The sequence below is a fragment of the Streptomyces sp. AA4 genome, from assembly GCF_000158875.1.
Taxonomy (GTDB): domain Bacteria; phylum Actinomycetota; class Actinomycetes; order Mycobacteriales; family Pseudonocardiaceae; genus Amycolatopsis.
Genome location: NZ_GG657746.1, coordinates 5,945,544 through 5,971,410, shown reverse-complemented (window position 1 = coordinate 5,971,410; position 25,867 = coordinate 5,945,544). Strand labels below are relative to the sequence as shown.

The 25,867-nt window shown below is 71.4% G+C and carries 21 protein-coding genes and 1 tRNA gene; 13 read left to right on the top strand and 9 right to left on the bottom strand.

Annotation, left to right across the window (positions count from 1 at the left end):
• Window positions 1-320: 320 nt before the first annotated feature.
• The 3 genes from SSMG_RS27330 to SSMG_RS27320 form a co-directional block, all read right to left on the bottom strand.
• Window positions 321-394, bottom strand: a tRNA-Arg gene (locus SSMG_RS27330).
• A 1,120-nt stretch (window positions 395-1,514) separates the two neighbouring features.
• Window positions 1,515-1,937, bottom strand: coding sequence for a peptidase inhibitor family I36 protein (locus tag SSMG_RS27325; protein WP_078560910.1), 423 nt, complete (start codon window positions 1,935-1,937; stop codon window positions 1,515-1,517).
• 189 nt (window positions 1,938-2,126) lie between these two features.
• Complete coding sequence (locus tag SSMG_RS27320; RefSeq protein ID WP_009081320.1) at window positions 2,127-3,167, bottom strand: LacI family DNA-binding transcriptional regulator; 1,041 nt, start codon at window positions 3,165-3,167, stop codon at window positions 2,127-2,129.
• 144 nt (window positions 3,168-3,311) lie between these two features.
• Between SSMG_RS27320 and SSMG_RS27315 the strand changes: the two genes are divergently transcribed.
• The 8 genes from SSMG_RS27315 to SSMG_RS27280 all read left to right on the top strand — a co-directional run bounded on the left by SSMG_RS27315 (window position 3,312) and on the right by SSMG_RS27280 (window position 17,431).
• The gene (locus SSMG_RS27315) at window positions 3,312-5,324 is read left to right on the top strand and encodes a cytochrome c oxidase assembly protein (RefSeq protein WP_009081318.1); all 2,013 of its coding nucleotides are present in this window, start codon (window positions 3,312-3,314) and stop codon (window positions 5,322-5,324) included.
• Between the two features lie 102 nt (window positions 5,325-5,426).
• Entirely contained in the window at window positions 5,427-7,103 is a 1,677-nt protein-coding gene (ettA, locus tag SSMG_RS27310) for an energy-dependent translational throttle protein EttA (RefSeq protein WP_009081316.1), read from the top strand.
• 19 nt (window positions 7,104-7,122) lie between these two features.
• Window positions 7,123-9,681, top strand: a complete 2,559-nt coding sequence (locus SSMG_RS27305) for a hypothetical protein (RefSeq protein WP_009081315.1) — start codon at window positions 7,123-7,125, stop codon at window positions 9,679-9,681.
• Window positions 9,682-10,366: 685 nt separating this feature from the next.
• The gene (locus tag SSMG_RS27300; protein ID WP_009081313.1) at window positions 10,367-15,346 is read left to right on the top strand and encodes an NAD-glutamate dehydrogenase; all 4,980 of its coding nucleotides are present in this window, start codon (window positions 10,367-10,369) and stop codon (window positions 15,344-15,346) included.
• On the top strand, window positions 15,343-15,765 hold the full coding sequence (locus tag SSMG_RS27295) for a thioesterase family protein (RefSeq protein WP_009081311.1): 423 nt from the start codon (window positions 15,343-15,345) through the stop codon (window positions 15,763-15,765). The genes SSMG_RS27300 and SSMG_RS27295 overlap by 4 nt, the downstream gene beginning before the upstream one ends.
• Window positions 15,758-16,393, top strand: a complete 636-nt coding sequence (locus tag SSMG_RS27290) for a hypothetical protein (protein ID WP_009081309.1) — start codon at window positions 15,758-15,760, stop codon at window positions 16,391-16,393. The genes SSMG_RS27295 and SSMG_RS27290 overlap by 8 nt, the downstream gene beginning before the upstream one ends.
• A gap of 46 nt (window positions 16,394-16,439) precedes the next feature.
• Window positions 16,440-16,709, top strand: coding sequence for a hypothetical protein (locus SSMG_RS27285; protein ID WP_009081308.1), 270 nt, complete (start codon window positions 16,440-16,442; stop codon window positions 16,707-16,709).
• 275 nt (window positions 16,710-16,984) lie between these two features.
• Window positions 16,985-17,431, top strand: coding sequence for a DUF6292 family protein (locus SSMG_RS27280; RefSeq protein ID WP_050788296.1), 447 nt, complete (start codon window positions 16,985-16,987; stop codon window positions 17,429-17,431).
• Window positions 17,432-17,437: 6 nt separating this feature from the next.
• Here SSMG_RS27280 and SSMG_RS27275 read toward each other — a convergent pair whose 3' ends face one another.
• Complete coding sequence (locus tag SSMG_RS27275; RefSeq protein WP_009081305.1) at window positions 17,438-18,334, bottom strand: fatty acid desaturase; 897 nt, start codon at window positions 18,332-18,334, stop codon at window positions 17,438-17,440.
• Between the two features lie 393 nt (window positions 18,335-18,727).
• Window positions 18,728-18,931: a cold-shock protein gene (locus tag SSMG_RS27270; RefSeq protein ID WP_009081304.1), complete on the bottom strand. Its 204-nt coding sequence runs from the start codon at window positions 18,929-18,931 to the stop codon at window positions 18,728-18,730.
• A 385-nt stretch (window positions 18,932-19,316) separates the two neighbouring features.
• On the opposite strand from SSMG_RS27270, the gene SSMG_RS27265 reads away from it, so the two are divergent.
• Window positions 19,317-19,505 (top strand): hypothetical protein, encoded by a 189-nt coding sequence (locus SSMG_RS27265; RefSeq protein ID WP_009081303.1) that lies wholly within the window; start codon window positions 19,317-19,319, stop codon window positions 19,503-19,505.
• A gap of 444 nt (window positions 19,506-19,949) precedes the next feature.
• Here SSMG_RS27265 and SSMG_RS27260 read toward each other — a convergent pair whose 3' ends face one another.
• The 3 genes from SSMG_RS27260 to SSMG_RS27250 are packed head-to-tail and all read right to left on the bottom strand — an operon-like array spanning window position 19,950 to window position 22,949.
• Window positions 19,950-21,539 (bottom strand): glycoside hydrolase family 13 protein, encoded by a 1,590-nt coding sequence (locus SSMG_RS27260; RefSeq protein ID WP_050788295.1) that lies wholly within the window; start codon window positions 21,537-21,539, stop codon window positions 19,950-19,952.
• Entirely contained in the window at window positions 21,539-21,928 is a 390-nt protein-coding gene (locus tag SSMG_RS27255; RefSeq protein WP_199786001.1) for a globin, read from the bottom strand. Before SSMG_RS27255 ends, SSMG_RS27260 begins: the two co-directional genes overlap by 1 nt.
• 28 nt (window positions 21,929-21,956) lie before the next feature.
• On the bottom strand, window positions 21,957-22,949 hold the full coding sequence (locus tag SSMG_RS27250; RefSeq protein WP_286156979.1) for a mechanosensitive ion channel family protein: 993 nt from the start codon (window positions 22,947-22,949) through the stop codon (window positions 21,957-21,959).
• 420 nt (window positions 22,950-23,369) lie between these two features.
• On the opposite strand from SSMG_RS27250, the gene SSMG_RS27245 reads away from it, so the two are divergent.
• Window positions 23,370-23,822: an HNH endonuclease gene (locus tag SSMG_RS27245; protein WP_050788293.1), complete on the top strand. Its 453-nt coding sequence runs from the start codon at window positions 23,370-23,372 to the stop codon at window positions 23,820-23,822.
• Between the two features lie 100 nt (window positions 23,823-23,922).
• Here SSMG_RS27245 and SSMG_RS46405 read toward each other — a convergent pair whose 3' ends face one another.
• Window positions 23,923-24,240 (bottom strand): hypothetical protein, encoded by a 318-nt coding sequence (locus SSMG_RS46405; RefSeq protein WP_199786000.1) that lies wholly within the window; start codon window positions 24,238-24,240, stop codon window positions 23,923-23,925.
• Window position 24,241: 1 nt separating this feature from the next.
• Between SSMG_RS46405 and SSMG_RS46400 the strand changes: the two genes are divergently transcribed.
• The 3 genes from SSMG_RS46400 (at window position 24,242) to SSMG_RS27230 (ending at window position 25,430) form a co-directional block, all read left to right on the top strand.
• Entirely contained in the window at window positions 24,242-24,397 is a 156-nt protein-coding gene (locus tag SSMG_RS46400) for a hypothetical protein (RefSeq protein ID WP_199785999.1), read from the top strand.
• A gap of 309 nt (window positions 24,398-24,706) precedes the next feature.
• Entirely contained in the window at window positions 24,707-24,961 is a 255-nt protein-coding gene (locus SSMG_RS27235) for a hypothetical protein (protein WP_037715018.1), read from the top strand.
• Window positions 24,948-25,430 carry a DUF5130 family protein gene (locus tag SSMG_RS27230; RefSeq protein WP_009081291.1) on the top strand — a complete coding sequence of 161 codons (483 nt, stop codon included), beginning with the start codon at window positions 24,948-24,950 and terminating at the stop codon, window positions 25,428-25,430. The genes SSMG_RS27235 and SSMG_RS27230 overlap by 14 nt, the downstream gene beginning before the upstream one ends.
• The last annotated feature ends 437 nt before the right edge of the window (window positions 25,431-25,867 follow it).

Sequence of the window (25,867 nt, the reverse complement as noted above, 5' to 3'; positions counted from 1 at the left end):
CGGGCTTCCTCGAAGAGGGCTCGGGCGGTTCCGTTTCGGGTGAGTCGGTTGGGGTGGGGGTGGTCGGGCATGGCGGGGTTCCTGGGGTGGGTGAGCTGGCTTAGGGCAAGATCACGAATGCGTTTCGGGCTGGTTGAGGCGTCGTGATGGCGGGTGGCGGGACCGCTCGAGCGGGTGGAAGTGTCGTCGCGGCTGGCCCTTGCGGGGGAGGGATAGCCGGATGCGCACGGCTATGGCCGCGTCGTGTGCGCCGTTGGTGCGCCGCCTGGTTCCCGGCCCTCGGCCGGGCCTGGTCAGGGATTCCCTGACCAGGCCGTTTGTGCCCCCGGCAGGACTCGAACCTGCGACCTAGAGATTAGAAGGCTCTTGCTCTATCCAGCTGAGCTACGAGGGCCCGGGTGGCTGACAGCTGCTGACCTCCAGCATGGGCAGCTTAGTCATCGCCAATCTCTCGATCGTTCGACACCGTCGAATCGTTTCAGCTTCCGTTCGTCGGATTTGCGGGGCTTCGGGGGAGGAATGCCACAGCGCGCGACGGTTCCGGTACGCAGTGCGCGGGGGAGGGGTGCGGTGTGGTGAGCGGACGGCGGTTTGTGCAGCTTGAGCACCTGGATCTCCTGGCGGGGCGGCGGGCGGGACGGGGTTCGGAGGCTTCGCGGCTGGGCAGAATGTGGCGATCTTGTGATGTAGGACGGCGGACCTGGCGCAGGACGATTGGGCGGTTCGGCGGTTGCGGCCAGACCGTGGGATGTCGTGCGCCGGTTGCCGGGTCGGCGGTGCGGGGTGGCGTGGGTCTGGGCTCGTGGTTGGCAGTGCCGGGAGGTGCGGTCTGGGAGTGGCTGCGGTGCCGGGTCGGTGACGCCAAGCGGTGTGGTTTGGGCGAGTCCGAGGTGACGGGGCAGTGGGGCGCCGACGTTGAACGGTGTGGTCTGGCGAGTGGCGGGGTGCCGGGTCGGTGATGCCAAGCGGTGTGGTCTGGGCGAGCCGGAGGGGGCGGGGCAGTCGGTCGGCGGTGTCGGGCGGTGTGGTCTGGCGAGCGGCGGGGTGCCGGGTCGGTGATGCCAAACGGTGTGGTTTAGGCGAGTCGGAGGGGTCGTGGCAGTGGATCGGCGGTGTGGGTCTGGGCAAGCCCGAAACACCGGGCACCTGGTCGGCGGTGCCGGGTGGCCTGGACAAGCGGCGAGGTGGCGAAGGCGAGGTGGCGAAGGCGAGGCGGCAGGGATCGGAGGCCCGAGACCGGAACAGACGCCAGGAGCGCGCCTCCCGACGCCGCAGGAGCCCGGGCCTCGCCTCCCGACACGGCAGGGGCCTGGGCCTCGCCCCCGCTCCCAGGTCGGGGGCCGGGGAGCGGGAGGCGAGGGGTCTGGGGCCCGTGGGCGCGGTGGTTCCGGGCTGCGCGCCCACGGGCCTGGGGCCGCTCGGGGGTGCGGCCCCCGGGCCGGCGAACTGGGGCTGCGAGTCGACTCGGCCTGGAGCGGCCTCGTTCGCCTGGCCCGGCTCGGGGGTGGGAGGGGCTATTCCCACACTTTCAGGGCACGCACCGCGAACGGGGACTGCGGGACGTACGTGCCACCGCCCGGATAGGTGATGAAATCGCCTTCCGTGGAGCAGTCTGCTCCTTGGTAGATGGTGACGTCGCGGGTCATCCGGTTGACGAAGGAATGGCCTTGGAATCCCTCGGGCAGGGGAATGCAATCACCCGGATTCGCCGTGCGCAGGTCATAACTCTGGACTGTGCCGGAATAGGTTTCCGTGTCCCAGAGGCAGAACTCGCCCGCACCGCAAGACGGCGAAGGAGGCGCGGCTTCAGCCAGGCCGGAACTGGTCAGGAGGCCCGCGGTGACCAGCAGCAATACCGCGGGCAGACGGGACGCGGAGGCGGCGGGCCGGGTGCGGCGGCCGGGAAAGGGCAGGGACGGCAGCAGGCGGCGGAACATGTGGGAACTCCCCCTCAATCGAAGCGGTGCCGGGCGAAGCGGCCGGCGGGTATCCCGGGGAAACCGGGTGTGTCTTCAACCTTGGCGGGTTCCGTGCGATTTGTCTGCCCGCATTCTTACGTCTGTGGACAAGTAGTTTCCCTTCACCCGGAAGAGACCTAGTTGTCCACAGATCGCCGAACGGTCTTGCTAAATCGCCGCGGTGCTCTCCCGGACGGCCAGCGACACCGGCAGTTCGACCGGGGGCGGGGCCGGCTCCCCGGCCAGCAGGTCCATCACCAGCTCTCCGGCGACGCGACCCTTGCCGGCCAGGTCCTGGCGGACGGTCGTGAGGGGTGGTTCAGACCACGCAGCCTGCGGGGTGTCGTCGAAACCCACGATCGAGACGTCGGCGGGCACGCGCAGGCCCAGCCGGTGGGCGGCGGCGATCGCGGCGAAGGCCAGTTGGTCGGACATGCACAACAGGGCCGTCGGACGCACTGAGGCGGTGAGCAGGTCAGTTGCGGCGGCGCGGGCAGTTGAGGCCGAGAGCCAGGGGGCTTCGGTGATGGTGATGTCGCTGATCCCGGCGGCGGCCAGGGTGTCGAGGTATCCGGCCAGGCGTTCGCGGGTGCCGTGGAAGCTGGAAACAACGCCGGAATGGCGTGGGGCGGCCAGGATTCCGACGCGGCGATGGCCCAGCTCCACTAAATGGCGGGCGGCCAAGGAGGCGCCGCCGCGGTCGTCGCAGCCGACTCGGGCCGTGTCCGGGAGAGGGGGCTGGTCGATGACGACCAGCGGCAAACCCCGTGCCCGCACGGCTTCCAGCGCGGGAGTGCCGTCGGCGAGGGAGTACGCCACAGCGATATCCGCTTGCGCGGCCAGGACTCGCGACGCGGGCGGGCCTTCCTCGGCTTCGCGGCCGGGCAGCAGCAACAGCGCGTTCCCCGTCGGTTCCACGGTTTTCGCGAGCGCGTCCAGGGTGATCGACAGCGCGGGGTCGGAGAAGGCCGCCGACAGCGACGAATCCAGCAGGAAAGCGATCGCGCCGGTGCGGCTCGTGGCGAGGCTGCGGGCGGTCGGGTTCGGGCCGGGGTAACCGAGTTCACCCGCGACGCGCAGGATCTGCTCCCGCAACCGCGCCGACAGCTGGTCAGGCCGGTTGTAGGCGTTCGACACAGTGGCGCGCGACACCCCGACCGCCTCCGCGACGTCGTCCAGCGTCGGGCGGCGGCGACGGCTGCTGGTCATCGGCGGAGCATAGAGGAAAGCCTTGCCCCGCACCGGATTCCGCCCGTAAACCCGGCTCGACCAGCGCAAACACCGCGAGCGAGCGAACCGGCGGCCAGCCCGCCCCCTGTGCCGCCGCGCGCGCGACCGGCCTAGTCTCGTACTGTGACCTCGGAACCTGTGACGAAACCGAACCGCGGACGCAAGACGAGTGTGCTCCCGCTGCTTTCGGTCGGCGTGGTGCTCGCCGCGGTCGTCGCGGTCGGGCTCGTCGCGCTCACCGGCGGCGCGGGCTACGTCATCGCCGGGCTGCCGGACCCCGGGCTCGTCACGCGGTACGGCGTCACGGTGGTCCGCGTGCTGGCCGAGGCCGCGTCGGTCGTGTGCGTCGGCGCGTTGCTGCTGGCCGCTTTCCTCGTGCCGCCACAGAAATCCGGCACGCTCGCGCCCGAGGGGTACGCCGCGGTCCGCACCGCGGGAATCGCCGCGTGGGCGTGGTTCGCCGCCTCGATCCTGTCCGTCGCCTTCACCGCCGCGGACAGCGCGGGCAAGCCGTTCGGCGACGTCCTTTCCCCGGACACCTTGCTGAGCCTCGTCGGCGCGATCGAACAGCCCAAGGCGTGGCTGTGGACGGCGCTGATCGCGCTCCTGCTCGCCCTCGGCTGCCGCCTGGTGCTCAGCTGGGGCTGGACGGCGGTGCTGTTCTTCCTGTCCGTCGCCGGGCTCGTCCCGGTCGCGGTCACCGGGCACTCGGCCAGCGGCGGCTCGCACGACCTGGCCACCAACAGCCTGCTGTTCCACCTCGTCGCGGCCGCGCTGTGGGTCGGCGGGCTGCTCGCCGTGCTCGCGCTCGGCTGGCGGCGCGGCAAGAACCTCAGCCTCGCCGCGCAGCGGTTCTCCAAGCTCGCCCTGGTCTGCTGGGTCGTGATGGCGGTGTCCGGCATCGTCAACGCGCTCGTCCGGATCAACCTCGGCGACCTGTTCACCACCGACTACGGCCTGCTCGTCGTCGCCAAGATCATCGCGCTGCTGCTGCTCGGCGTCTTCGGCCAGCAGCAGCGCAGCCGCGGCGTCGCGAACCTCGTCGGCGAGCTGGGCGGCAGCCAGCTGCTGCGGCTCGCCGCCGTCGAAGTGCTGATCATGTTCGTCACCATCGGCATCGCGTCCGGCCTCGCCCGCACGCCTCCGCCACCGGACGCGGTCACCCAGCCGGGCACCGTCGAACTGCTCATCGGCTACGAACTCCAGGGTCCGCCGACGTTCTGGCGGCTGCTCACCGACTGGCGGTTCGACCTGATCTACGGCACCCTCGCGCTCGTTCTCGCCGGGCTCTACCTGGCCGGGGTGCGGCGGCTGCGCAAACGCGGTGACTCCTGGCCGGTCGGCCGGACCGTGGCGTGGCTCGCCGGCTGCCTGGTGATCCTGCTGGCCACGTCGTCGGGCATCGGCCGGTACGCGCCCGCGATGTTCAGCGTGCACATGGGCAACCACATGCTCCTGTCGATGGTCGCGCCCGTCCTGCTGGTGCTCGGCGGCCCGGTCACGCTCGCCCTGCGCGCGCTGCCGCCGGCCGGCCGCGAAGCCCCTCCCGGACCGCGCGAATGGCTGCTGGCAGCCGTGCACTCGCCGGTGTCGCGGTTCCTGACCAACCCGATCGTCGCGCTGCTGCTGTTCGTCGGTTCCTTCTACGCGCTGTACTTCTCCGGCCTCTTCGACAACGCGCTCAACTACCACTGGGCGCACCTGGCGATGAACGCGCACTTCCTGCTCGTCGGCTACGTCTTCTACTGGCCGGTGATCGGCGTCGACCCCGCGCCGCGGCGGCTGCCGCCGGTCGGCAAGCTCGGGATGATGTTCGGGGCCATGCCGTTCCACGCGTTCTTCGGCGTGATCCTGATGAACATGCAGACCGTCATCGGCCGCGAGTTCTACACGTCGCTGAAGCTGCCGTGGGTCGGCGACCTGCTGACCGACCAGCGGCTCGGCGGCGGCATCGCGTGGGCCTCGGGCGAGGTGCCGGTGCTGCTCGTGCTGATCGCGCTGCTGGTGCAGTGGGCGCGCCAGGACGAGCGCGAGGCGAAGCGGCGCGACCGGCGCGAGGAGACCACCGGCGGCGAGGAACTGGCCGCCTACAACGCGATGCTGAAGAACCTCGCCGAGGGCAAGCGGGCGGAATGAGCCCGCGGAAATAATGTCGTCCGCGTGATCTCGACCTGACCCTCGGTAGCGCGGTGGTGACCGCCGTCAGGCCGCCGGAGGAGCCACTCTACGATCGACGGCATGGCCGAGTTCATCTACACCATGAAGAAGGTGCGCAAGACCGTCGGGGACAAGGTCATCCTCGACGACGTGAGCACCGCGTTCTACCCCGGAGCCAAGATCGGCGTCGTGGGCCCGAACGGCGCCGGCAAGTCGACCGTTCTCAAGATCATGGCGGGGATCGAGCAGGCCAGCAACGGCGAGGCTTTCCTGCAGCCGGGCGCGACCGTCGGCATCCTCATGCAGGAGCCGGAGCTGGACGAGACCAAGACGGTCCGGCAGAACGTCGAGGAGGGGCTCGGCGACACCAAGAAGAAGCTCGACCGCTACAACGAGATCGCCGAGCAGATGGCGACCGACTACAGCGACGAGCTGATGGAGGAGATGGGCCAGCTCCAGGAGGAGCTGGACCACGCCGACGCCTGGGAGCTCGACTCGACCGTCGAGCAGGCCATGGACGCGCTGCGCTGCCCGCCGCCGGACGAGCCGGTCACCCACCTCTCGGGCGGCGAGCGCCGCCGCGTCGCGCTGTGCAAGCTGCTGCTGTCCGCGCCCGACCTGCTGCTGCTCGACGAACCTACTAACCACCTCGACGCCGAAAGCGTGCTGTGGCTGGAGCAGTTCCTCTCCAACTACAAGGGCGCCGTCCTGGCCGTGACCCACGACCGGTACTTCCTGGACAACGTCGCCGAGTGGATCATGGAGCTCGACCGCGGCCGCGTCGTCGGCTACGAGGGCAACTACTCCACCTACCTGGAGAAGAAGCGCGAGCGGCTCGAGGTCCAGGGCAAGAAGGACGCCAAGCTGGCCAAGCGGCTCAAGAGCGAGCTGGAATGGGTGCGGTCCAACGCCAAGGCGCGCCAGACCAAGTCCCGTTCGCGGCTCGACCGCTACGAGGAGATGGCCGCGGAGGCGGACAAGCACCGCAAGCTCGACTTCGAGGAGATCCAGATCCCGCCGGGCCCGCGCCTGGGCAGCGTCGTGGTCGAGGTCGAGAAGCTGCGCAAGGGCTTCGACGACCGCGTGCTGATCGACGGGCTCTCGTTCAACCTGCCGCGCAACGGCATCGTCGGCGTGATCGGCCCGAACGGCGTCGGCAAGACCACGCTGTTCAAGACCATCGTCGGGCTCGAGGAGCCGGACGGCGGCTCGGTCAAGATCGGCGAGACGGTCAAACTGTCCTATGTGGACCAGACCCGCGGCGGGATCGACCCGAAGAAGACCGTGTGGGAGGTCGTGTCCGACAAGCTCGACTACATCCACGTCGGGCAGACCGAAATGCCCTCGCGCGCTTACGTGAGCGCGTTCGGCTTCAAGGGCCCGGACCAGCAGAAGCCGGCCGGCGTGCTGTCCGGCGGCGAGCGCAACCGGCTCAACCTCGCGCTGACGCTCAAAGAGGGCGGGAACCTGATCCTGCTGGACGAGCCGACGAACGACCTGGACGTCGAAACGCTGGGCTCGCTCGAGAACGCGCTCGAGCAGTTCCCCGGCTGCGCCGTCGTGATCTCCCACGACCGGTGGTTCCTCGACCGGGTCGCGACGCACATCCTCGCCTGGGAAGGCACCGACGAGGACCCGGCGAAGTGGTTCTGGTTCGAGGGCAACTTCGAGGGCTACGAGAAGAACAAGGTCGAGCGCCTCGGCGCCGAAGCGGCTCGTCCGCACCGGGTCACCCACCGCAAGCTGAAGCGCGACTGACCGGCGCGGGGGGTCCCGAGTGGAAACCAGCAGGCACAACCGGCCCAGCCCGTCCGCGACCGCGGACGGGCGGCCCGCCGTTGCCAGTGGCGGGACCCTCTCCGACCTCGGCCGGCTCATCGACCGGGCGGAATCGCTGCGCTTCCGGGCACCCGAGCTGTCGCTGGTGCTCGGCGAACGCTCGGCCGCGCTCGCGGAGGCGGCGGGCGCGGACGGGCACTGGATCCGGGCGGAAGCGCTCGTGGTGTCCGCTCGCGTGCGCACCGGGGCGCGGACATCCACAGTCGGTCGCGCGGTCGCGGCTTTGCGCGCGGCCGAACACGCCGGATACGCCACGACGGCGGCGCGGCTGCGCGTCGACCTCGCGATCTGCGCGCGCAGCCTCGGCGTTCCGCTGATGGGGCTGGCCGCGCTGCGGCCGGTGCTGTCCGAGGACGTGCCGCCGTCGCTGCGCGCGGAGGCGCTGTGCCATCTCGTCGGGTGCCTCGCCCAGTTCGGCCGCAAGGCGGAGCTGGACCGGGTGCTCGTCGAGGCGGACCGGCTGCTGGTGGCCGACGATTCGCTCGACGCCGACGACCGGCTGCTGATGCGGGCGTTGCTGCGCAACGGAACCGCGGCCCACCGCCGCCGGAACGGCGACCTCACCGCGGCCGCGGACGCCGCGCGGACCGGGCTCGGGTTCCTGGAGAAGATGGACCGCCCCGGCGACGACGGCGGCCTCGTCCGGATCCGGCTCGTGCTGCAGCTGGTCAGCACGCTGCTCGACCGCGGCGACGCGGACATGGCTTACGACATCGCCGAACCCGTGCTGCGGGAACCGGTGCGCGCCGCCGGGGTCGCGCCCGCGGCGTGGCTGCGGCTGGCGGTGGCGACGCGCATCCACCTGCCCGCCGGTGCCGGCGACGCGGCCGCCGAGCTGGTGAGGGAGGCCGTCGCGGCCACCGACCGGCACGGTCTCGCCGCGGTCACCGCGCGGCTGTGGCTGGAGCTGGCGCAGATCGAGGAACGGTTCGGCAGCGCGGAAGAGGCCATCGGCTGCCTGCACCGCGCGCGGGCCGCGGAACACGTGCACGCGCGGGCCCGGCGCCAGGCGTGCGGGCTGATCGCGGGCGAGCTGGGCGGGGACGCGGTCGCGTCGATGGACCTCGACGACGTCCTCGCCGCTTCCGCCCCGCGCGACGGACGCCCGGTGTCGATGGAGGTCGAGCCGCGGGTCGCGGCCGAGGAGACCTCGGTGATGCCGGCGATCCGGGACGTCCCCGCCGAACGGCCGGACCCGGTCGCGGCACCGCTGCCCGTTGTCCCGGCGCAGGTCGAGGTGCCGGTGGAGCCGGTTTCGGCCTCGGGCTGGGTCGAGGCGGCGGAGAAGAAGCCCGCGTGGTCGTTCCGGCGGGCCGCGGCCGAGGCGGAGGTCGAGCAGACCTCGGTGCTCCCGGCGATCCGGGAGACGGCCGAGGAGGCTCCACGGACCGGCGGACGGCGGCGGGCCGAGGATCGCAAAGCACCGGTGCTGCCGGGGTGGGCGCGGCCGTTCGGGCGGAAGAGCGCTGAAGCGCCCGCACCGCGGAAACAGGCTCCCGCGGAGCCGGTCGGCCGGGCGGAGGCTGCGTCGGTGCAGGTCGCCGAGAGTGCGGCTGGGACGCGAGCGGCCAAGACCGCGGAGGACGCGGCGGTTCGCCGGTCTGACTCTCAGGAAGCGAAGAGCACGGCGGAGGTCGCGCCGGGGCGTCGCCGGGCGGAGACGACCGCCGCGGAGACGTCGCGCTGGCCGGAGAAGCCGCCGGCCGCGCGTCGGTCGGCGGAGGACGCTCCTCGACGGGAGGAGAAGCCGCAGGCCGAGGAGACGCCGGTCCGCCCGCTGCGGGCGGCTGACGAATCGCGGACCGAGACTCCTCGTCGCAACGCGGAAGAGGCCCCGGCCGAGGAGGCGCCGCGGTTCTCGCTGCGGATGCCGGATCTGTCGGACATCCTGCCGGAGCTGCCGCTCGCCCCGGCTCCCGCGGACGAGCCCGCCGCGCCGCTGTGGGAAAGCGCGGAATGGGCGCAGGAGGAAGCGGCCCGCCGCGACACGCGCGGACGCAAGACCCGGCACGACGCCGAACACGGATCGGTCGCCGCGAAGTCCGTGCTCGACCGGCTGGGCATCACCGCGACCGGCGGGGGCGGCGGACGGCGCCGGGCCGACGAGCCCGGACGTCCCGAGTCCGCCGCGGAACCGGAAGCCGAGGCGAAGGACGAACCGGAGCTGGCCCCCGCGCCGCGTCCGGAGGAGCCGGAACCGGTCGAGGAGCCCTGGCTGCCGCTCTTGCGGATGCCGCCCGCGCTGGACCCGCTGTCGGACATCGACGCGTGGACGCCGTCGGAGCAGCCGTTCCCGGAGGGCTACGCGCGCGCCATCGCGGAGGACGAGCCGCCGCCGGACGCCGGTCTCGCGGAACTGCTCGCCCGCGCCCTCGCCGAACACCAGGCGGGCACCGCGAGCGCGGCCGCGCTGGTGAAACGCCTCGGCCCGAACGACGAACCGAAGCCGATCAACGGCCGCGCGACCGCGGACCGGCACCGCAACAACGGCGACTGACGCGCGCCGGAATTTCTTGCGCCGCAGGGGAAACGCTGGCCCGCCCGGGCGGATTCCGCGGCGGGACAGGGAATTGCGCCCCGGTGCGGAGCAGCCCGCGGCTCCGGAGAGGTCCGTGAGGGGAACCCTCCGGGAATCAGAGTCCCTCAGGGTTCCCCTCACGGACCTCTGCGCGAGCGAAGACGCTTCGGTAGCTCGCCGCGTTTTCCGCGTTGCGCCAAGCGATTTCCCGCTCACTGGGCGGACGCGGCCCGGGATTATGCGGCACAAGCCGCCGAGGCCCGCCGATCTGCGAGCACTCGGCGAGTGCCCCATCCTGGAACCTCGGCTCGCTCAGCAACGGAAGAATTAGCCCGTACGGGTGGGAATTCTCGCAGGAGAGGGACGCAACCTTTTCGGTTCTCGCCGCGGGCGATACGGCCACTGAACCGATCCCGAAGCGGCCGCCGCGCCGGGAAAACCCGCGCTCCGGCCTCGTGCCAAGCCTTTTGCCGAAAACCGCCCGGATCGAACCCGCCGGTAGCTGAACCGATCCCGCGCGAGCCCGTCGCCGGGGACCCCGGAAACGAACCTTAAGTCTTTCCCCGCCGCGCACGGGGGCGTCTCAGGGCGGATTAGGGTGAGGGATGTCCGGCACGTTGTGGTGACGGACGCATCTCGGTCTCGCACACTGGAGAGTTGCTCAATGAGCTCGACGGGAGTCTCGTCCCCGCCCGATGTCGGCACCGAAGCCGGCGCCGCCCGCCGCACGACGGCCAGCCCGGAGCAGATCCGGGACGAGCTGATCGACACCGCCGCGGCGCAGGCACCGGAGATCGCGGACCTGATCCGCTTGTACTACCGGCACATCCCGGCCGACGAGATCGTCGGCGACGATCCGGCGGCGCTCGTCGGCGCGGTGCGTTCGCACCTGCAGCTGGCGAAGAAGCGCATGCCCGGACGCCCGGCGGTCCGCCTGCTGAACCCGACGACCGCCGAGGACGGCTGGACGCGCGACGCGACCGTCGTGCAGGTGGTCACCGACGACATGCCCTACCTCGTGGACAGCGTCACCGCGGAGTTCGCCCGCGACGGCGTGCAGGTGCAGCGCATCGTGCACCCGATCGTGGTGGTGAGCCGCGGCCTGACCGGCGAGCTGGAGGGCCTGCACCTCGACGCCGACCCGGCCGAACCGCCCGCCGGCGCGTCCGCGGAATCGTGGATGCTGGTGGAGATCGACCTCGTCACCGACCCGCAGCGGGCGCGCGAGCTGGACAACCGGCTGACGTCCGTGCTGGGCGACGTGCGCGAGGTCGTCGAGGACGCCGAGAAGATGGCGCAGACGGCCTGCTCGCTCGCGGAAACGCTGGAGCAGCACCCGCCGAAGCTGGACACCGACGAGGTCACCGAGGGCGCGCGCCTGCTGCGCTGGCTCGCCGACGGCCACTTCACCTTCCTCGGCTACCGCAAGTACGAACTGGTCGACGGCGCGCAGCCGGACAGCGACGAGCCCGCCCTGCGCGCGGTCCTCGCGTCCGGGCTCGGCGTGCTGCGCCAGGACAGCCTCGCCGCGCGCAGCCTCACCGCGGGGCCGGACAGCTCGGTCGACGCGCTCGCGCCGTCGCTGCTCGTGCTCACCCAGGCCAGCGCGCCGAGCACGGTGCACCGTCCGGTTTATCCGTATTACGTCGGCGTGAAGACGTTCGACGAGCACGGCAAGGTCACCGGCGAGCACCGGTTCCTCGGCATGTTCACCACCACCGCGCTGCACGAGAACGTGCTCGACATCCCGGTGGTGGGCCGGCGCGTGCGCGAGGTGATCCACCGCGCCGGGTTCCCGATGGAGTCGTTCTCCGGCCAGCGGATGCTGGAGGTACTGCAGAACTGGCCGCGCGCGGACCTGTTCTCCGCGGACGCCGATTCGCTCTTCTACACGACCACCGGCGCGATCACGCTGTCCGACCGCCGCCGGCTGCGGCTGTTCCTGCGCCGCGACCCGTACGGCCGCTTCTACTCCTGCCTGGTCTACCTGCCGCGCGACCGCTACACCACGCGCTCGCGGCTGGCGATGCAGGAAGTGCTGCTGGAAGAACTCGAGGGTACGCAGCTGGAGTACAGCGCGCGCGTCGGCGAGACGCTGCTGGCGCAGGTGCACTTCATGGTGCACACCGACCCGTCGAACGTGCTCGAGCCGGACACGCTGCGGATCCAGGAGCGCCTGAACACCGTCGTGCGCAGCTGGGACGACCGGCTGGTCGAGGCCATCATCGCCGAACGCCGCGAGCGCGTCGGCGACGGCGGCCCGATCGGGATGATGGGCGAGGAGTCCGCGGTCGACCGGGGCCAGCGCTTCGGCGCGGTGTTCCCCGAGGCGTACAAGGAAGATTTCACCGCCGAGGACGCGCTGGCCGACCTGGCCAAGCTCGACACCCTCGCCGACGAGGGCGACCTCGCGCTGTCGTTCTACCTGCCCTCCGACGCCGAACCCGGCGAGCGGCGGTTCAAGCTCTACCTGCGCGGCGAGGGCGTCACCCTGTCCAAGGTGCTGCCGGTGCTGCAGGCGATGGGCGTCGAGGTGGTGGACGAGCGGCCGTACGAGCTGTTCCGCGAGGACGGCGGGGCCAGCTGGATCTACGACTTCGGCCTGCGCGTCGACAAGAAGGGCCTCGAAGAAGCCGACGAAGCCGCGGCGGTCGAGGTGCGCGAGCGGTTCCAGGACGCGTTCCACGCCGCGTGGCGCGGCGACGCCGAGGTCGACGGCCTCAACGGTCTCGTCCTTCGCGCCGGGCTCACCTGGCGCCAGGCCGCGGTGCTGCGGGCGTACTCGCGGTACCTGCAGCAGGCGCGCAGCCCGTTTTCCCAGGCCTACATCCAGAACACGGTCGTCAAGCACACCGAGGTCGCGACGAAACTGCTGCGGCTCTTCGAAACCCGCTGCGATCCGCAACTGTCCGATGTGGACCGGAAAACGCACGAGGAATCGCTGACCGCCGAGATCTCCGCGATGATCGACGAGGTCACGAGCCTCGACGAGGACCGGATCCTGCGCAGGCTGCTCGCGGTCGTCAACGCGACGCTGCGCACGAACTACCACGTGCGCGACGCCGACGGGAACCCGCGGCCGTACCTGGCGCTCAAGCTCGACCCGAGCGGCGTGCCGGAGCTGCCCGAACCGCACCCGAAGTACGAGATCTTCGTGTACTCGCCGCGCGTCGAGGGCGTGCACCTGCGGTTCGGCGAGGTCGCCCGCGGCGGCCTGCGCTGGTCGGACCGGCAGGAGGACTTCCGCACCGAGATCCTGGGCCTGGTCAAGGCGCAGGCGGTGAAGAACGCGGTGATCGTGCCGGTCGGCGCGAAGGGCGGCTTCGTGGTGAAGCGCCCGCCGGTCCCGACCGGCGACGCCGGGGTCGACCGCGACGCGCAGCTCGCCGAGGGCATCGCCTGCTACCGGATGTTCATCTCCGGCCTGCTGGACCTCACCGACAACCGCGTCGAGGGCGAAACCGTGCCCGCGCCGAACGTGGTGCGCCACGACGCCGACGACAGCTACCTGGTCGTCGCGGCGGACAAGGGCACCGCGAAGTTCTCCGACATCGCCAACGAGGTCTCGGCGCAGTACGGCTTCTGGCTCGGCGACGCGTTCGCCTCCGGCGGTTCGGTCGGCTACGACCACAAGGCCATGGGCATCACCGCCAAGGGTGCGTGGGAGAGCGTGAAGCGGCACTTCCGCGAGCTGGGCAAGGACACCCAGACCGAAGACTTCACCGTCGTCGGCATCGGCGACATGATGGGCGACGTCTTCGGCAACGGGATGCTGCTGTCCCAGCACATCCGGCTGGTCGCGGCGTTCAACCACATGCACGTCTTCCTCGACCCGAACCCGGACGCCGCGTCGTCCTACGAGGAGCGCAAGCGGCTGTTCGACCTGCCGCGCAGCTCGTGGGACGACTACGACCGTTCGCTGATCAGCGAGGGCGGCGGGATCTACCCGCGTTCGGCCAAGACCATCCCGATCACCCCGCAGGTCCGCGAGGCGCTCGGCCTCGACGAGGGCGTCACGAAGCTCGCGCCGATGGACCTGATCCAGGCGATCCTGCTGGCCCCGGTCGAACTGCTGTGGAACGGCGGCATCGGCACCTACGTCAAGGCCGAGAGCGAAAGCCAGGCCGCGGCGGGCGACAAGGCCAACGACGCGATCCGCGTCAACGGCAACCAGCTGCGCGTGCAGGTCGTCGGCGAGGGCGGCAACCTGGGCCTGACCCAGCTCGGCCGGATCGAATTCGCCCGGAACGGCGGCAAGATCAACACCGACGCGCTCGACAACTCGGCCGGCGTCGACTGCTCCGACCACGAGGTCAACATCAAGATCCTGCTCGACCACCTGGTGGCCGGCGGCGAACTGGAGCACGCGCGGCGGAACGAGCTGCTCGGCGAGATGACCGACGAGGTCGGCGCGCTCGTGCTCGCGGACAACTACCGGCAGAACGCCGTGCTCGGCGTCAGCCGGGCGCACGCCGGGCCGATGGTGTCGGTGCACGCGCGCCAGGTGTCCGCGCTGGTCGCGAAGGGCGCGTTCGACCGCAAGCTGGAGGCGCTGCCGACCCCGTCGCAGTTCCGCGCGCTGGAGAAGGCGGGCGAGGGCCTGACCTCGCCGGAGCTGGCGACGCTGCTCGCGCACGTGAAGCTCGACCTCAAGGACGAGCTGCTCGCCTCCGACCTGCCCGAATCCGAGGTGTTCACCCGCCGGCTGCCGGAGTACTTCCCGGCCCCGCTGCGGGAGCGCTTCGCCTCGGCGATCGCGCAGCACCCGCTGCGCCGGCAGATCATCACCACGCTGATCACCAACGAGCTGGTCGACGGCGGCGGCATCTCGTTCGTCTACCGCCTGATGGAGGAGATGAACGCGACCGCCACCGACGCGGTGCGCGCGTACGCGGTGGTCACGCACGTCTACGACCTGCCGAAGCTGTGGGCGGAGATCGACGCGCTGGACAACGTGGTGCCGACCGCGGTCGCGGACCGGATGGTGCTGGAGACGCGGCGGCTGCTCGACCGGGCCGCGCGCTGGTTCCTCACCAACCGCCCGCAGCCGCTCGCGCCGCTGGCCGAGATCAACCGGTTCGGCCCGGTGGTCGCGGAACTGGGCCCGAAGCTGGGCGAGCTGCTGCGCGGGCGCGAACTGGAGTCGGTGGAGCAGGACGCCGCCGCGCTGGCCGAGGAAGGCGTGCCCGCCGATCTCGCCCGCCGCGTCGCGCTGCTGCTGCACAGCTACGGCCTGCTCGACGTGGTCGAGGTGGCGGAGCTGGCCGAACAGCAGGTCGGGCTCGACGCGACGCACACCCCGGCCGACACCGCCGAGCTGTACTACGCGCTGTCGGACCACCTGGACATCGACAAGATGCTCACCGAGATCAGCGCGCTGGAACGCGGCAACCGCTGGCACGCCCTCGCCCGGCTCTCGCTGCGCGACGACGTGTACGGTTCCCTGCGCGCGATCGCGCTCGACGCACTGCGGCACAGCGACCAGGACCTGTCCGTCGACGAGCAGATCGAGCAATGGGAGAAAGCCAACGCGTCGCGGCTTTCGCGGGCGCGCGTGGCGCTGGACGAGATCACCCGTTCCGGGCGGCTCGACCTCGCGACGCTGTCCGTGGCCGCGCGCCAGATCCGGAGCACGGTGCGGTGACATTCGTTTCCCACGTCCAGCCGCGATGGTCGGACATGGACGTGTACGGGCACGTCAACCACGCCAACGTGGTGACGCTGCTCGAAGAGGCCCGGGTGCCCGTGCTGTTCGGCGAAGCCGAGCGCGCGGGGCTCACCGAGCTGCCGAAGGGCGTCGTGGTCGTGAAGCTCGCGGTGCACTACCGCGCGCCGATCGTCGCGGTGCCCGGCCGTTCGGTGCGCGTGGAGATCACGCTCACCGAGCTGCGGGCTTCGACGGTGACGCTCGGGTACGTCGTGCGGACCGGTCCGGACGCGACCGATCCGGTCGCGGTCACCGCCGAGACCGTGCTGGCCCCGTACGACACGGTCAAACTCCGGCCGCGCCGGCTCAGCGACGAGGAATCCGAATTCCTCAAGCGGGTGCTGGCCGATGCCTGAGCTGCGGATTCCCGATCCGGACGACCGGGAGACGCTCAGCGCGTTCGTGGCCCGCGCGGTGCGGCTGGACGGCACGACCGCCGTCCGGCTGCGCCGCCGGGGCGACGACGTGGTCGAGGCGTGGACGGCCACGCCGTTCGAGGTCCTCGCGACCCGCGCGGTCGCCGGGACGGTGACCCCGGCGGACGTCACGGTGTCCGGCAACGAACTGCTCGCGGCGCTCGCCGTCGCGGGCGGCGAGGTGATGGACCCGGGTCCGGCGCGCGACCTGCTGTGGCACGCCGAGCTGCCGGTCTCCGACCGCTGGCAGAAGGTCGACGAACTGCCGGTCGGCGTGATCTCGGAGCTGGCCGATCGCGGCGTCGCGCTCGCCCGCGACAACGCCGGGCCGCACGGCACGCCGCCCGCCTCGCTGATGGACCAGGCGGTGCTGACCGTCACCGGGGGAGACCTCGAGGTCAAGGTCCAGATGCGATGCCTGTTCGCGCTGTCCGGGATGGGGCTGTTCGATTCGTCGATCGACGGCGACGTGGTCCGGGTGACCGCCACCGATTCGTGGCTGCGCCTCGACGCCCGCTACGGCGCGGTGCTCAAGCGGCGCCAGGCGCTGCTGCCGCTGCTGTTCTGAGGCGATTCTGCTGGCGGGAGCCGTCGGGGAGGGCCATCGTGAACGGATGACCGAACCGGACGGCGACCCGACCGCGGACTTCCTCGCCGAGGTCCGGGCCGAGGAGCCGCCGTGGCGCACCGACCGGCCCGCGGCCGCCGAGCCCGCGCCGGAAACCGGATCTGAGCCAGGACGCGCCCGGTCGGTGGTGCGCGCGGTAGGCGAGGCCGCGCCGTACGTGCAGGCGGGGTTGTTCGCCGCGTGGGCGGCGACGTCGATCGCGGAGGCGGCTGACGGCGGCTCGGCGGGAGATCTTGGCGGCGGACAGCCCGGGTGAGGTCGCGTCGTCTGTCCACACTGGACTTTTCGCCGCGCGGATCGCCACGTCGGCCGCCGATTCCGCGGGCGAAGGCGGCGTGCCGGGCGATTTCGGCTGCCGCCGGACGGGTCGATCCGGGCCGAGGGGTTGTCCCAGCGGGTAGAGTCGGAGTCCGGTCCAGCTGCCGGATGCCCGATCCGGTGCGACCCCGATCATCGCGACCGCCGGCCCTCGCGCGATTCGACGACCCCGGTTTCCGCGCGAGGCGGACACGGCGGCGGAAGAGGAGACCCATGCTCCTGTCCGGTCCGGAACGCCCGATGTCCCTGCCCACCGCCGACGATCCGCAGGTGCTGCGGCAGGCGCTGGCCGCGTATGTGCGCGAGGTCGCCGCCGCGGTCGGGGTGTCGGCGGAGTGCTCGTCGTGCGAGGTCACCGACACGATCACCGCGTATGTCGCGCTGAACGGACGGTCCCCGCGGTTTCCCGGCCGGGATCTGATGCTGTTGTGGACCATGCGGGCCGGCTGGTCGGTCGCGGTGGAGACCACGCCGTCCGAAGCCCCGCAGCCGGTGGCCCAGCTGGGCGGCGACGTGACGCCCGCGCCGGAACGGGTGCGGCGGTTCGTCGCGGACGTGCTGAGCCCGTCCGGGACGACCGGGAACCCGGGGCCGGTGCTCGCGGTGTCGAGCCGCGGCGACCTGCGGACCCGGCTCGAGGAGCGGGTCCGCAGGTCCTGAAGCCGCTCAGGCGGCCTTGAGCTTGCGGGCGAGGCGTTCCGGCCGGGGCCAGCGCACGTGCGAGGCCCAGCGGAACTTCTCGAACATCCAGATCAGCCGCGCGGAGATGTCGAGCTGACCGCGGCCGACGCCGTGCCGGGCCCCGGTCGGGTCGGCGTGGTGCGAGTTGTGCCAGGACTCGCCGAACGACGCGATCGCCAGCGGCCAGAAGTTCGCCGAGCGGTCGCGCGCCTCGAACGGGCGCTCGCCGATCAGGTGGCACAGCGAGTTGACCGACCACGTCACGTGGTGCAGCGCGGCGACCCGGACCAGCCCGGCCCAGAAGAACGCGGTCAGCGCGCCCCACCAGGTCATCGTGATCAGCCCGCCGAGCAGCGCGGGGCCGAGCAGCGTCGCGACGGTCAGCACCGGGAAGAGCCGGTCGATCCGCTGCAGGTCGGGATCGTCGAGCAGGTCCGGGGCGAACCGGCGCGGGTTGGTCCGGTCGCGGCCGAACAGCCAGCCCATGTGCGCGTGCCAGAAGCCCTTGGCGAGCGCGGCGGGCGTCGTGCCGAAGCGCCACGGCGAATGCGGGTCGCCGTCGCGGTCGGAGTACGCGTGGTGGCGGCGGTGGTCGGCGACCCAGTCGATCACCGGCCCCTGCATGGCCATGCTGCCCGCGACGGCGAGCGCGATCCGCAGGCCGCGGCGGGCGCGGAACGAGCCGTGGGTGAAGTACCGGTGGAAGCCGACGGTGATGCCGAGGCCGCTGACGCAGTAGAACGCGGCGGCGAGGCCGATGTCCAGCCAGCTGAGGCCCCAGCCCCAGGCCAGCGGCACCGCGACGGCGACCGCGAGGAGGGGGACGACGGCGAAGAGCTTCACCAGGAAGGCCTCGGTGCCGGACTTGCGGCCGGCGAGCATGGGCTGCGGCGTTTTCGGGGGACGCTGGACAGTGCTCTGGGTGTCGATGGGTAAACGCTCCTACTCGAGCTGGTCCGGCCGCCGCGCTCTGCGGGGCCGAGGCCGATGCCGCGGCGCGCGCCGCGGCGGAGGGGAGCCGCCTCGGGGATGCGCCGTGCGTTGCGAACTGACCGGGCAGGGGAGGGCCGTGAAGGCCAGTCGCGACCTGTCCTGGTCAACGGAGGATCTCGCGTCCGGGTTCCCGGAACGCGGAAGACCTTGTGCGACCGGGGAAATTCACCGGGACGCACCGGGGTGCCGAGCGATTTCGGCTGCCGTCGGCGGAAAAGTCCGCTTCGGCGCGGGTCCCCTGGTGCGGAAAGCCTTCCGCACCAGGGGAAACACCGGGGAAACTCAGATGGCGCGAACGCCGGTGGCCTGCGGGCCCTTCTGGCCCTGGCCCACCTCGAACTCGACGCGCGCGTTCTCGTCCAGGCTGCGGAAACCGTTGCCCTGGATCTCCGAGTAGTGCACGAACACGTCGGCGCTGCCGTCGTCCGGGCTGATGAACCCGAAGCCCTTTTCGGCGTTGAACCACTTCACGGTGCCTTGCGTCATAAAAACGATCTCCATCGGACTCACAACAGATGCCACCTCGGCATCCGGGTCTGGCAACCGACGGTGTGCCTTCCGAAAGAGAAACACCACGCCCGCTACATCTTGCGAGCGGGCTGCGGGACGTACCCACCGCACGAACACAAAACACGACCGCGTTCAGTAAAGCACGCCCGCGCCGGTCCCACCAGGGCCGCCGCCCGAACGGTCCACTGTGGACGCCGCGACGCGCGCGGCGGGGACGGCTCGCGGGCAGGTTGGGGGCGGGGAGTAGCGTCAACGGTGTCGAGAAGTCCCATCGTGCGCCGGCGATCGAGCCGGCGTCGTCCCCGGCGAGCCCGCTTCCCGCGTGCCGCCGGTGGCCCCTTCCACCTCGACGAGGAGCGACATGCGCTCGGAACGACGTCCGCTGTCCGCCGAAACCAGTGAATTCGCCCGTGCCCGGGTGTCCGCCGAACAGGACCTGCGGGTGCAGCAGGAGCACGCTGCCCGCACGGTCGCGGGACACGCGCACGATGTCGACGACCTGCGGGGATTGCTCGCGATGCTCGGCTTGGAGGCGGGTGCTCGCGTCTGACCCTGGCCGGGTCCGGCCGCCGAGGGGCGGCCGGGCCGGTGCTGGCCATGGCCGGGCAGGTCAGGCGGCTTTGTGCGGCCTGAGCTGCCCGAGCCGGGTGGTCGAGTTCGCAGTGAGCTTTTATCGACCGGCGGACGGATTTCCGCCGGGCTCCGCCGTGCCCGGGTGCCCGAAACGTCCGCTGCCGGACTGCCGCCGAGCAGGAGTGCGACGCCGGTGACCTGCCGGGATTGGTCACGATGCTCGGCTTGGCGGTCGCCATGGCCGAGCGGGTCAGGCGGGTTTTGAGGCCTGAGCTGCCCGAGCCAGTCGCCGAATCCGGAGCGAGTCTCCCGTCCGCGAGCGGCTGCTTTCAGCCGCGGACCGACCTGTGTTGTCCCGCGTCCGGGGGTCCGCTGAGGCTGTGACGGCGGGCGGGTCAAGCGGGCGGCCGACAGGCCTGAGCTACCCCAGCCAAGCCGCCGAATCCGGAGCGAGCCTTCCGTCCACCAGCGGGCTGCTGGTGAGCAGCACCTCTCCCGGCGGCAGCACGATCGAGCTGGCCGACGTGTTCAGCGCGCAGATCAGCCCGCCCCGGCCGCGGCGGAACGCGAAGCAGCCGGCGGGCGCGCCGAACCACTGCAGTTCGTCGCCGTCCCGGAACGCGGGGTGGTGTTTCCGCAGCTCCACCGCGCGCCGGTACAGCGACAGGGTCGAGTCCGGGTCCTCGAGCTGCCGTTCCACGGTGAGCGGAGCCCAGTCCGCGGGCATCGGCAGCCACGTCTGCGCGGTGCGCGAGAACCCGTACGGCGGGAGCGTGCCCTCCCACGGCAGCGGCACGCGCTCGCCGTCGCGGCTGAACTCCGGGCCTTGCGAGCGGGCGCGCGGGTCGGTCATCGACTCCAGCGGCAGGTCGGCGTTCGGCAGGCCCAGCTCTTCGCCCTGGTACAGGTAGACCGCGCCGGGCAGCGCCAGTTCCACCAGCGCCATCGCGCGGGCCCGGCGGAGCCCGGTCGCGCCGCCGCCGTAGCGGCTCGCGGCGCGCCAGACGTCGTGGTTGGACAGCGTCCAGGTCGCCGGTGCTCCCGCCGCACGCGGCACCGCCAGCGAGCGCTCGATCGACGTGCGCATCGCGTCCGCGTCGAAATGGGTGAGTACCAGGCGGAAGTTGAACGCCAGGTGCAGCTCGTCCGGCCGCAGGTAACGGGCCAGGCGCTGTTCGTCCTGCACCCAGATCTCGCCGACGGCCATCGCGTCCGGGTACTCGTCGAGCACCTTGCGGATCAGCTGGTGCACCTCGTGCACGCCGTCGTCGTCGAAACGCGGGTCGCCGGGCGCGCCGCCGCCGTGCGAGGGCGTGTCCGGGTCCATGTCGGGCAGTCCGGCGGGCTTGGCCATCCCGTGCGCGACGTCGATCCGGAACCCGTCCACGCCCCGGTCGAGCCAGAACCGCAGGGTGCGCTCCAGATCGGCGCGGACGTCCGGATTGGCCCAGTTCAGGTCGGGCTGCTGGGGCGCGAACAGGTGCAGGTACCACTGCCCGTCCGGCACCCGCGTCCACGCCGGGCCGCCGAACACGCTGACCCAGTTGTTGGGCGGCTCCGCCCCGCCGGGGCCGCGGCCGTCGCGGAAGTGGTAGCGCTCCCGCTCCGGGCTGCCCGGCCCGGCGGCCAGCGCGGACTTGAACCACGCGTGCTGGTTGCTCGTGTGGTTCGGCACGACGTCCACGGTGACCCGGATGCCGCGCCGGTGCGCCTCGGTGAGCAGCACGTCGAAGTCGCCGAGGGTGCCGAACATCGGGTCGACGCCGCGCGGGTCCGCGACGTCGTAGCCGTGGTCGGCCATCGGCGACGGGTAGAACGGCGTCAGCCACAGCGCGTCGACGCCCAGCAGCTCCAGGTAGCCGAGCTTGCTGCGGATGCCCTCGAGATCGCCGATGCCGTCCTCGCCCGAATCGGCGAACGACCGCACGTAGATCTCGTAGAACACCGCGTCCGACCACCAGGACGGCCGCGACGGGCGGTCCGGCCGCCGTCCCGCGACCTGGCGTCTCATCAGACGAAACTGTTCATCATGCTGTGCGCGGCCATTTCCAGGTACGCCCACAGCTGGCCGAGGTACGGCTCGGGCAGGTTCTCCTCGTCGATCGCGATCCGGATGCAGCGCAGCCACGCGTCGCGTTCGACCGGGCCGATCTTGAACGGCGCGTGCCGCATCCGCAGCCGGGGGTGGCCGCGCTGGTCGGAGTAGGTGTGCGGACCGCCCCAGTACTGGATGAGGAACAGCCGGAACCGTTCCTCCGCCGGGCCGAGGTCCTCCTCCGGGTAGAGCGGGCGCAGGACCTCGTCGCGGGCCACTTCCTCGTAGAACCGCTTGATGATCCGGCGGAAGGTCGGTTCGCCGCCCACCGCCTCGTACAGGTTCGCCGGTTCCGGCTCGCTCACAGTCGACACACCTCCATCTTGCCCTGCTTCAGCTGCGCGCCGCGCCCGACTGCTTGTCCTGCATGGACGACAGCAGCCGGCCGAGCGGCGGCTCGAAACCGGCCTCCTCGAGCGCGCCGAGCAGCTGCCCGCGCAGCTTCCGCTGCACCGCCCACTGCTTGCCCGGTCGCACCTTGACCGTCAGGCGCAACACGATTCCCTCCGGTGTGACCTGTTCGACGCCGAGCATCTCCGGCGGCTCCAGCACGTTCGCCGAGAGCGCGTCCGTTTCGACCGCCTTCGTGGCCGCGCCGCTGAGCACCTCGGTGGCCTTGTCGACGTCCGCGGAGTAGCTGAGCGGGACGTCCACCACGGCGTAGGCGAAGCCCTGGCTGGAGTTGCCGACGCGCAGCACCTCGCCGTTGCGGACGTACCAGACGGTGCCCTTCAGGTCGCGCAGCGTGGTGATGCGCAGGCCGACCGCCTCGACGGTGCCGGTCGCCTCGCCGATGTCCACGACGTCGCCGACGCCGTACTGGTCCTCGATCATCATGAACATCCCGGACAGGAAGTCCTTGACCAGGTTCTGCGCGCCGAACCCGAGCGCGACGCCGACGATCCCGGCCGACGCGATGATCGGGGCCAGGTCGATGCCCAGTTCGCCCAGCACGAGGATGAACGCGAGGCCGTAGATCAGGAACGTGGCCATCGACTTCAGCACCGAGCCGATCGTCTTGGCGCGCTGCCTGCGGCGTTCCACCACGGCGGTGCCGAGCATCTCCGGCGCGCGTTCGCGGAGCGGTCTCAACAGCGACGGGATCTTGCCGTTGCCGCCCGAGGACGGGAGCGTGGTGACCCGGTCGATCAGCCGCTTCGTGAGATATCGCACCACGAAGGCGATGACCAGGATCATGATGATCTTCAGCGGCTTCGTGACGAGCCAGCCCGCCGACGCGGCGAGCCACTCGTTGTGCGTGACCGAATAGACCTGGGCGCACCACGACCCGGTCTCGGAGATGCAGCTGGGCGGAGCGCTGAGCACGGCATTCACTGGGGGAGGAAGTCCCTTCTCGTCGCTTGTTCCCGGCAGCGCGCAGGCGGCCGGCGGGTGGCCGACGGGTCGCGGGTATGTGACACGTCACAGAACACGCGTGCGCCGGGGCCCTGATGTGTGGTCGACTATGCCTGCACCGGTGGAGGTGGTCGAGTGCCAGACCGACAACCCGTCCCCCTCGGCGGAGCCGGCCAAGCCATGGCCGAGCTGCCGCCGGAGGCGATCCTGCGTGCCTGCCCGGGAGGGTCCGCATCCGGCGGCTCCGTCCCGTCCGGGCCGGGGACCCGTCCAGGGGGAGCTTCCCGTCCGCCCGGACAGCGTAGAGCCCGCGATCCGGTCGCCCCGGCGTGGGGGCGGCGCCGGGTCCTCCTGCTCAACGCCACTTTCGAACCGCTCACCGCGGTGCCCATGCGACGCGCGGTGGTGCTCGTCATGTGCGGCAAGGCGGAGGTCGTCCACGGCGATCCGGGCGGCGTCGAACTGCACGCCGCGACGGTGTCGCTGCCCGTCCCGTCGGTGATCCGGCTCAGCACGTACGTGCGGGTGCCCTACCGGGCGCAGGTGCCGCTCACGCGGGCCGGGCTGATGCACCGGGACCGGCACCGCTGCGCCTACTGCGGCGGGCGCGCGGAGACTATCGACCACGTCGTCCCGCGCAGCAAGGGGGGTCCGCACAGCTGGACCAACTGCGTCGCCTGCTGCGCGAAGTGCAACCACCGCAAGGCCGACCGGCTCCTGTCGGAGATCGGCTGGCGGCTGCGCGTGGTGCCGCGCGCCCCGCACGGCCCGCACTGGCGGCTGCTGGCGCATTCCAAAGAGGCCGATCCGCTGTGGCGGCCGTACCTCGGGTCGGCGGCCTAGCCTTCCGGTCCCGGACACGTCGGCGCCCCGGCTGCCAATGCGGCGGCCGGGGCGAGCCGATGGAGCGTGCTCGACGTCTCTCGGTCCGGTGCTGCGCTGCTCAGGCGGCGAGGCTGTAATCCGCCTGGCAGGTGACGCGGGTGCCCATCGTGACCCGGGTGCCGCGCGTGACGCGGGTTCCCCGGGTGACCCGGGTGCCCATGGTGACGCGGGTTCCGGCGGTGACCCGGGTGCCGCGGGTGACGCGCGTGCCCATCGTGACGCGCGTGCCGCAGGTGACGCGAGTGCCGCGGGTGACCCGGGTGCCGCGCGTGACGCGGGTGCCCATCGTGACGCGGGTTCCGGCCGTGACGCGGGTCCCGCGGGTGACGCGGGTCCCGCGGGTGACGCGGGTACCCCTGGTGACTCGAGTTCCCATGGTGACCCGGGTACCCATTGTCACGCGAGTGCCCGCGGTGACCCGGGTGCCGCGGGTGACCCGAGTGCCGCGCGTAACCCTGGTGCCGGACGTGACGCGCGTTCCGGGCACGAATCCGGTCTCGCTGGGTGACGAAATGGTCTCGGTGATCGCCTGAGCGGGGGGCTGGACGCTCTGCATGAGGTGTCCTCCTGGGACCGGTGCGTGACGGGCTGAAGCTGGGGAGGCGGGCGCAAGGCCCGTACAGGTGAAAAAGCTACGAGGATTTCAGGGTTCGGACAAGCCGCTATCGCCCGGTACGGCCGCCTGTACGGCGAGTTGCCACCTTTCGGCCCGCAGCCCTTCGCCCCAACGTTCCAGCGGGCGCGGGCCAAGCGGCGGACGGCGGCTCACCGGCGACGAACGGTCGCCCCCGGTCGCCGGTGTCGCGCGGTGGCTGCCGGAGGCATCCGATACGCTCACCGGCGTGAACGTTGTCGAGACGATCCTGGTCTACGCGGTCATCCCCGGGGCCATTTACTTCGTGGTCGGCGCCGCGACCTTGCGGAAGAAGTTCTCGGGGACGCCGCGGTACCGGCCGGGGCAGCCGTGGGAGTACCCCGCGATGTGGTGGACCGCCAACCCGGACGGCGTAGGAGCCGGCCACGCACCGGCGGTTGACGTGAATGCGGCGCCCGCGGGCGCTTCGACGGCCGCAGGAGGCGCTCGTGGCAAGTGGTGAAGTGACCCGGACCGCGGTCGCGGAAAAGGACCTGGCGTTCGGCGAGGTCATCACCAACAGCGGCAGGCTGTCGGCGGCGAAAATGTACGAGCCCGCCGCGCCGACGAGCCCGTTCACGGTGCAGCAGTTGGCCCGCCTGGACGAGGCCCTGACCTTCGCCACGCGCGAGACCGGCCTCGACTTCAGCATCTACCTCGGCGACCTGGGCGAAGACACCCGAGCCGGCGCGGAAAAACTGCACGCCACCACAGACGACCCGTCGAACGCGGTGCTGCTCGGCGTCTCGCCGGCCCAGCGCGCGATCGAAATCGTCACCGGCGAACGCGCCCACTCGCGCCTCCCCGACCGCGGCGCGAACCTGGCCGTCGCGAGCATGGTGGCCTCCTTCAAGGAAGGCGACCTGACCGGCGGCCTGGTCAACGCCCTGCGCATGCTGAGCGACCAAGCGGGCCCCGCTCCCAAGCACTGACTCCCCGCACACTTCAAGAGCCGGTACGCCTTTACGCGTACCGGCTCTTTCTACTTTCCGCCCAGACTTTCCGTGAGGGCCACCTTCACGGACTCAGAGTCCCTGAGGGTTCCCCTCACGACCCTCCCGCCGGACGTGAAGGGCTCCTTGAGGGAATTAGATTCCCTCAAGGAGCCCTTCACGGACCGCTCCGCGCCGACCCCGCCGGGATCCCCCAATGTGGCATTGGGTGCGTCAGATGCACCGAACGCCACATTGGGTGCGTCGCATGCACCCAATGCCACATTGGGGCGCTCCCCGCGACCCGGACGCCGCCCCACTCAAAGCAACCACGCACCCAAGCCGCGAAAAAACCGCCGCCAGTGCACCCAAACCCCGGGGGCACCCACCCCTCCCCCAACCCCGATACAAAGCCGCCCTGCGGTTCGGGGGTGCTT